The following is a 7,851-nucleotide window of genomic DNA, read 5'->3' as shown; positions in this document are numbered from 1 at the left end:
ATCCAAACTCCCGTTCGATGATGCGATTGGTGCCTTCGAAGCGCGAGATTTCGCCCGGCGACTCCATGTTCCACGGATCGGCGATCGAATAGGCCAGATCCAGGCGCTCGTGATTGTCGTTTGGCCCGACCCCTCGCAAGGCGTACTTCATCCAGGAACGCCGTTTTACCTTTTGCAGCAGGGCTTTGGCTTTACTCAACATCGGTCAGGCTATTCCTTGCAGTTGCGTGGGGGTGACCATTTCGTCGTAGCGGGTGGATGTTCGGTGGCCACCTTCAGCGGGCGCAGGGTCGAGCTGTACCAGTCAATGACGACGCCGCAACGAAATGCCACCCACGAAGGACCGTACTCCCATCGCTGTTCCCAACCGGAGACCGGTTCACCCTGGATGTCGCGAACCTGCTGGGCAGAGACGCCAAGATCAATGATGCTGACTACCGCCGCTGCCGGTTTCGTCTGCTGGATGCTGTCAGCCTGGGCAGGGCTGGAAGAAATTTTCGGATCTTCGGCCGGGGCGAAATTCGCGCCAATCCACAGTCCGATGACGATCAGTACCACGATAGCCAGAACCGCACGTGAGCTGCCCCGCGATTCGCTGGCTGGCTCTTGCACGGCGGCTGGTTCCCTCGGCTGGGCTGGCACAGGCCCAGGCGCACCGCCCGAGCCCAGTTGGGCGGCACCGGGCAGGCGTCCGTGGCGGCGGTGGAACTCCATTGCCGCGGTGTAGAGGGCGTTGAGGCGTTGCAGGTCCTGTTGCGCGCGAGGGTGGGCACCCTTGCGGTCGGGATGCAGTGCCGCAACACGCTTTCGATAGGCGTGCTTGAACGCCTCCAGCGTGCAGCCGGCGTTGAGCTCCAATTCCTGATAGAGCGCGATGAAATCGGTGTTGCCTGCCATTCCTGTCCCCTTGCACATACAATCTTACCGCGCCACGCACATTGGCGCAGTTGCGCGCACGCAACAGGCACACCCGGAGATCGCACAGCGGAGGGGCAAACAGCATGTCGGCGATGACCCATGCAGAATCGGCGTCGGCGACAAGGCGCAGTCGGAGGCACTTTCTTGCCTCGGTCCTCTGGCGAACGCGGCTCGTCAACCTTGCGTCCATGCTGCGTTCCGCGATGGTTCGCGATCTGCGTATCCTCGCCTACCATCGCGTCCTCAGCATCGAGGACGAAGATGCATTCGGATTCGATCTTGACCTGGTCAGCGCCTCGGCCGAACAGTTTCGTGCCCAGATGGAATGGCTCAGGCGCCACTACGTGCCGATCCGGTTCCGTGATGTCATCGAAGCCTGGGAGCAGGGGCGTTCCCTGTCGCCGAAATCGGTCATCGTCACCTTCGATGACGGCTATGACGACAACTACAGGATTGCGTTCCCGATTCTTCAAGAACTGGGTGTTCCGGCGACGTTCTTCGTTTCGACCGGACATGTCGACAGCGGAAGGGCCTATGCCTACGACTGGCTGGTGCACATGCTCGTGCATTCACCGGCTGCACGATTGCGCATCGGGGAGCTGGAGATTGAAGAGGCCTTGCCTGAATCCCGGTCTGCGCGGCGTCTCGTAGCCGCGCGGCTGCTGGATCGCATGAAATGGCTGGATGCCGGCCTTCAATCGACGATCATCGAAGGTCTCGAGCATGAGTGGGGAATGCCGCGTGAGTCAGGTCATCCGGACTGCCGTCCGGTGAATTGGGATCAGTTGCGTGAAATGCAGGCTGCCGGCATGGAAATCGGCTCGCATGGGATCTGGCACAACATGCTGGCGAAGTTGCCGGCACAAGCCATGCTTGCGGAAGTTGCCGAGTCGAAGCTGACGATTGATCGGGAGTTGCTCGCCGATACCGATGTGATTTCCTACCCGGTCGGTGGCCATGACGCCTACAACAATGCCGTCATCGACGCCGTGCGCGAATCCGGATACCGGCTCGGGTGCAGCTACGTTGCGGGAACCAGCCAGGTACCACGCCAGCCGGAGTTCGAGTTGCGCCGTCTGCCGATCGAACGTCACATGGATCAGGCATGGTTTGCTTCACTGCTCGGGATTCCCGAGGCTTTCACCTATCCTTCACGCCAGCGAATTGGTTGAGCGCCTACTAGCCCGAATTATTCATGAATGAAACGCGCCCTCGCTTGTCCCCTGAATCCACGCCGCATTTCGCTCACGCGGTGATAGTGCCCGCTATCGCCTTGATCAGCGTCGCCTTGGTCCAATGGTCTGCTCGATCATCGCGCCCACTCATGAACAGTCCGGGCTAGCCTGATGTTCTTCTTCATCCTGCTCTACCTCGTTCTCGTCCTGGTGCGCCCCCAGGACTATCCGGCACTGGTCGACTCCGGAATTCCGATGTTGCCGATCGTGCTGATGATCGCCTTCGTCTTCTGGCTGCCTTCGCGCAACAAGCACCTGTCACCACCGCAATATGTGTTGCTGGGATTGTTCCTGGTCGTGCTGATGCTGTCGCAAATCGTCAACGGCTGGTTTGGTGGTGCCCTCATTCAGCTCGAGAGCTTCGGCCCGACCGTGCTCGCATTCACCGTGCTCGCACATGCTGCCGTGGATCTGGGCCGGGTCAGGAAGACGATGCTGGTGTTCGTCCTGAGTGGCGTGATCCTGGCCATCCATGGCATCGACCAGGTCAGCCAGGGTGTCGGCTGGACCGGTGTCGGGCTGTCGCAGGAAACACGCATCCAGTATCTGGGCATCTTCAATGACCCCAATGATCTCGGCCTGCTTTTCATCATCACCCTGCCCATGGCCCTGTTCCTGGCCAGCCGGGGTGGCTGGCTGGGTTTGCGCCGACTGTTCTGGTGGGGTGCAGCGGGCGTGCTTGTCTATGGCATCTACCTGACGGCTTCACGTGGCGCACTGCTTGCGATTGTTGCCATCGCGGCCGTCTGGCTCTGGCAGCGTCGCGGATTGATCATGGCTGGGATGCTGGGTGCGGGCATGCTCGGCGGACTGCTGATGCTGCCCTCGCGAATGGCCAATATCGATGCCAGCGAATCCTCTGCCGCAGGTCGCGTCGATGCCTGGTACGCCGGCCTGGAAATGTTCCTTGCCAATCCGCTGTTCGGTGTAGGGCCGCTTCAGTTTGCGGACAACAATGCGAATCTCACCGCGCACAATTCATTCGTGCTGGTGCTGGCCGAGACCGGAATCATCGGTCTCACCATCTGGCTTGCATTCGTCATCTACGGTTTCAGGATGGTCATGGCGGTGATCAAGCATCAGCCCGAACTGGATGGCGAACAGGCCATCGCCGAATGGAAAACGGAACGTTCCCTCGCAACCACCCTGCTGCTCTCGCAAGTCGGGTTCTATTCGGCTGCGTTCTTTCTCAGTCGCAGCTATGTCATCCTTCTGTACCTGCTTGCCGCCCTCGTGCTCGGCTATTACACGGGCGCTTGCCGCCGCTATCCCGGCCTGCCTCGCTTTGACCTGGCGCGGGACATCCTGCGCTGGCCCCTTGTCGCCGCTGCCTGCACGTTTGGACTCTATGTGATCGTGAAGCTCCTCCTGGTGACGATGTGAACGTCCGCAAGAAGGCGATCCGCAACACGCTGTTTTCCAGTGTCGGCATCTACACCGAGTACCTGCTCGGCATGCTCACGTCGATCTTCATTGCCAGACATCTCGGGCCGGAGGATTTTGGTGCCTACAGCGCGGTGATCTGGATGGTTGCCATGGGCGTTGCGATGACCAACTCGGGAACCGCGAGTGCCGTGATCAAGTTTGTTGCCGAGCTGCGCGGAGCCGGAAAGGAAGACCAGATCGCCATTACCATTGCCTACCTGCGTCGGGCGCAACGATGGTTCCTGCTCGCAGTGCTCGTCATTGGCGGCCTGCTGATGTATTTCGCCGGCAACCGGATCACGCCCGGATTCAATCACGTGATGATGTTCGGCTTTCTCGTGATAGCGGTCAGTCTGCGTGCGCAGTACATGTTCAATGTGGGTATCGCCAAGGGCTTCGAGGATTTCCGCGCCACCGCGATCGTTGCCAGCATTGCAACGCCGATCAACCTCGGCCTGGTTGTCCTTGCCTGGTGGGTGGACGCGGAAGTCGAGGCGCTGCTGGTGGTCTTCCTGATTTCCAGCGCGTTGTTCTACGGCGTTTCGCAAATGCTCACGTCACGGATGATCCCGCCACCGGGCAAGGATGTTGTACTGCCCCCAACCCTCTTGAGCAGGGTGCGACGTCACATGCGCCTGGTTGCGGTGACCGTGACGGTCGGTTTTCTCGCGGCCAGCGAGGTCGAAGTATTCTTCCTCAACATGTTTGGTACAGCGGATGCCGCCGGCATGTTCAAGGTGGCGTACCAGTTGGCCGTTGGTGCGGCAATGCTCGTGCCCGGCGTCGTCGGAGCATTGTTGTTGCCGATGATGGCCAATGCACTGAGCCAGGGGCGTGACGTTGCAGGCCAGCGGTTTGTTGCATCGACCTCGTACCTGGCCATGCTTGCGGCGCCGCTGGTGGCCTTTGGTGCCGTCTTCAGTGCCCCGATCATCGCTCTGCTATACGGTGCCCAGTACGCTGCGGCAGCGCCTGTATTCGCGGTCTGTCTGTTCGCCTGTTCACTGGCCACGGTAACCCAGGGTGGGTCGAGCCTTCTTGTGAGTGCCGATCGCCAGCTCACCATTCTGATCATGGTAGTCAGTCTGGGTTTGCTGAAGATCCTGCTTGATATCGTGCTGATCCGGGCCCACGGCTTGAACGGCGCGGTGCTGGCCTATCTTGTTGTTGCCATCATCAACGCCGCGGCCGTCACGATCCTCGCCCTGCGTGCCATCGGCCTGCACCCGGATTGGGCTCGCTTGCTGCGCATCACGATGGCTGCGGCGCTGGCGGCATTGGCGGCGCTGCCGCTGCGTGGCCATTGGCCGGCGCTGCCAACGCTGCTTGTGGGAGGCGTCGTGATTGCAATGCTGTATGCGTTTCTGACCTTGCTGCTGCGTTGCTGGAGCAGCAACGACATCGAGCATCTTCAGCAGTTGTTGCAGCGCTACACGCGTGGCCGGCCGGCTGCGCTGATGCAGCTGCTGGAATGGTCCGGACGCAAGACGACGAGGCAGGTGCAATGAGCCGCTGGTACGAAACCGCATTCAGCCGCGTGCTGTTCCCGCTCTATGAAAGCGGGCTGCGTCGTCGGCCCACGCTGGCCTATCTGCGCGAGTACGAGCACAACCAATGGCTGCCTGCCGAGCAGATTGCCGAACTGCAATGGAAGAAGCTCAAGCGACTGATCGAATTTTGCTGGAATGAGGTGCCGTACTACCAGCGGCGCTGGAAGGAGCTCGGCATCACGCCTGCCGATCTGCGTTCGTTCGAGGACTACGCGCAGTTGCCGGTCCTCACCAAACCCGAGATTCGCGCCAATTTCGAGGACCTGCATGCGCCTTCCATGCGCGAGGGGTTGCTATACAAGACCACGGGCGGTTCCACGGGCGAGCCGTTGAAGTTCGGATACACGCGGGAAAGCTACGAACGTCGCATTGCCGCAATGTGGCGCGGCTATGCCTGGGCTGGCGCCCGCATGGGGCGACGCACCCTGTATCTGTGGGGAATGCACATCATCGATCCGAGCCGGATTCATCGCATCAAGGAAGCCATCTACCACGCGGCGTTCAATCGATACATGCTCAATGCCTTCCTGATGAGCGAGGAGCGCATGCCGGAGTATGTCGAGCGCTTCAACCGGTTTCGGCCCGAGGTTCTGGTCGGCTACGCCGGACCGCTGCTGCGCATGGCCGAGTGGATCCTGCAGCACGAGCTCAAGGTTCATCGGCCACAGTCGATCCTGAGCGCGGCGGAAGCCCTGCACGATGCGCAGCGCAAAGTGATCGAGAAAGCCTTCGGCTGCCCTGTGTTCAATACTTACGGGTGCCGGGAAGTCATGCTGATCGCTTCGCAGTGCGAGCAGCGCGATGGCTTGCATATCACCGCCGACCACCTTCGCGTCGAGCTTGGGTCGATGCAGGCGAGTCCGGCCGGAGACCGGATCGGCGAGGTGATCCTGACCGACTTGCACAACTACGGCATGCCGCTGCTGCGCTACGTCAATGGCGACCTGGCCACGGCTGCTGATGGAGCCTGCAGCTGTGGAAGGGGATTGCCGCTTCTGCAGCGGATCGATGGGCGCAAGCTGGATACTCTTCGCACGACGGCCGGACATATCCTGCCTGGCGAGTACATCGTCTACGCCTTCCTTGGCGTGGACCGGGTCAAGCACTATCAGGTCGTCCAGAGAGAACTGTCGGTACTGGATGCCTATATTGTTCCGGAGCCGGGTTTCGGAGAATCAAACCGGCAGCAACTCCGCCATGAGCTGGCCCAGGTGCTGGGTGACAGTGTGTCCGTTCGGTTTCATGAAGTCGAACACATTCCGACCAGCGCCAGTGGCAAGTTCCGCGTTGCGGTTTGCGAACTCGACCAGGAACCCAGGCCGTCGTGAAGATCAGTCACGTCGTCGAGAACCTGAATCGGGGTGGCCTCGAGCGTGCCGTCATCGACCTGATCGGCGCTCAGCGCACGTTGGGACATGATTGCCAGGTCATCTGCCTGTTCGAGCGAGGTTCGCTGGCCGACGAACTCGTCGAGCAAGGCGTGCCGGTATACGCATGCAGAAAACAACGGGGATTCGATTTTGCCGCGATTCGACGCCTGCGCGATCACCTGTGCGATCACGGCAGCGAGGTACTTCATACGCACAATGCCGTGGCTCACTACCACGCAGTCCTGGCTGCAATCGGCCTGGAAATTCGTCGCACGATAAATACCCGGCATGGAATGGGTGGCCTCGCTACCGTTAGCCGTCGCGAATGGATTTATCGACGTTCACTGGCGCGCACCGATTTCGTGGTCACCGTTTGCGAAGCGGCCAGAAAGGACATGCTCAGGAGCGGCGCGGTGCCGGCGGAAAAGCTGCTGGCCGTGGCCAACGGGATTCGGGTGGAGAAATTCGATCCGGCCGACGATGCATCGTCCACGCGTCTGGCGACTAGCCTTGGCTTGCCAGGCGGTACGCGTGTGATCGGCACCGTAGGTCGGCTCAACTGGGCCAAGGATCAATCCAGCCTGATTGCTGCTTTTGCGAAGGTGTTCGAGCAGGTTTCCGATGCTGCGCTGGTTATTGTCGGTGATGGTGCCCTTCGAGCCGGGTTGCAGAAACAGGCAGACCAGAGTGGTGCCGGTGCGCGCGTCTTCCTGCTGGGCGACCGCAGCGATGTTGGTGAACTCCTGCGCGGCTTTGACCTGTTCGCACTGCCATCGCTTACCGAGGGCTATTCGATTGCATTGCTCGAAGCGTGCGCGGCGGGCTTGCCTATCATCGCAACGGACGTAGGCGGCAATGCCGAGATCGTGCTCGACGGCGTCAATGGCATCGTGATCCCGGCTCGCTCCGAAGACGCACTCGCCAATGCGTTGGTCGAGTTGCTGAAAAATCCGGCGCGGATGGCCAGGATGGGCAGGGCCAGCCGGGAGTGGGTTCTGGATGAAGGTTCCGTCACGACCATGGCTGCACGTTACGACGCCGTGTACGCATTGTCTTAGCTAGTCGTTTCGACGCTCGCCGCGTAAGATTGCGGTTTCGTGCTTGGTGTCACGCGCAACGCGTGGAACCGCCTTGCCGTGTCCTGCAGCGGCAGGAGCACACCCATTCCGGATACGCGCAATGAATCCAAGACCCAACAAGCTGAAGTTGCTCAGATGGTTGCCGGATTCATGGATGCTGACGACCGGAGTCGCCGCTGGCCGCAACCTGCACCTGACATTCGACGACGGGCCGAATGAGCAACATACCCCACGCCTGCTAGACCTGTTGGCGAGCCATGCTTCAAAGGCCACC

General features: G+C 60.7%; 8 protein-coding genes. 6 read left to right on the top strand and 2 right to left on the bottom strand.

The window, feature by feature from the left end:
• Together WBP53_RS12735 and WBP53_RS12730 are read right to left on the bottom strand one after the other, a co-directional pair.
• Nucleotides 1-202 (bottom strand): hypothetical protein (locus WBP53_RS12735; protein ID WP_423929489.1); only part of this gene is annotated, 202 nt, incomplete at its 3' end.
• A gap of 8 nt (nt 203-210) precedes the next feature.
• Nucleotides 211-897, bottom strand: coding sequence for a J domain-containing protein (locus WBP53_RS12730; RefSeq protein WP_423929487.1), 687 nt, complete (start codon nt 895-897; stop codon nt 211-213).
• A gap of 209 nt (nt 898-1,106) precedes the next feature.
• Here WBP53_RS12730 and WBP53_RS12725 point away from each other — a divergent pair, with 209 nt between their 5' ends.
• The 6 genes from WBP53_RS12725 to WBP53_RS12700 form a co-directional block, all read left to right on the top strand.
• A complete protein-coding gene (locus WBP53_RS12725) occupies nt 1,107-2,090 on the top strand; it encodes a polysaccharide deacetylase family protein (protein WP_423929485.1) in 984 nt (327 codons plus the stop codon).
• Nucleotides 2,091-2,264: 174 nt separating this feature from the next.
• Complete coding sequence (locus WBP53_RS12720) at nt 2,265-3,536, top strand: O-antigen ligase family protein (protein ID WP_423929483.1); 1,272 nt, start codon at nt 2,265-2,267, stop codon at nt 3,534-3,536.
• The gene (locus tag WBP53_RS12715) at nt 3,533-5,086 is read left to right on the top strand and encodes an oligosaccharide flippase family protein (RefSeq protein ID WP_423929481.1); all 1,554 of its coding nucleotides are present in this window, start codon (nt 3,533-3,535) and stop codon (nt 5,084-5,086) included. The genes WBP53_RS12720 and WBP53_RS12715 overlap by 4 nt, the downstream gene beginning before the upstream one ends.
• A complete protein-coding gene (locus tag WBP53_RS12710) occupies nt 5,083-6,456 on the top strand; it encodes a phenylacetate--CoA ligase family protein (protein WP_423929479.1) in 1,374 nt (457 codons plus the stop codon). Before WBP53_RS12715 ends, WBP53_RS12710 begins: the two co-directional genes overlap by 4 nt.
• Nucleotides 6,453-7,556, top strand: coding sequence for a glycosyltransferase (locus WBP53_RS12705; protein ID WP_423929477.1), 1,104 nt, complete (start codon nt 6,453-6,455; stop codon nt 7,554-7,556). The genes WBP53_RS12710 and WBP53_RS12705 overlap by 4 nt, the downstream gene beginning before the upstream one ends.
• A gap of 121 nt (nt 7,557-7,677) precedes the next feature.
• A partial coding sequence (locus tag WBP53_RS12700; RefSeq protein WP_423929491.1) for a polysaccharide deacetylase family protein occupies nt 7,678-7,851 on the top strand: 174 nt, incomplete at its 3' end.

Origin of the sequence: Dokdonella sp., assembly GCF_049593775.1 — a bacterium.
In the GTDB taxonomy this organism is placed as follows: domain Bacteria; phylum Pseudomonadota; class Gammaproteobacteria; order Xanthomonadales; family Rhodanobacteraceae; genus Dokdonella.
Note: the sequence above shows the minus strand (reverse complement) of the source record. Positions and strands in the feature narration are given on the sequence as shown.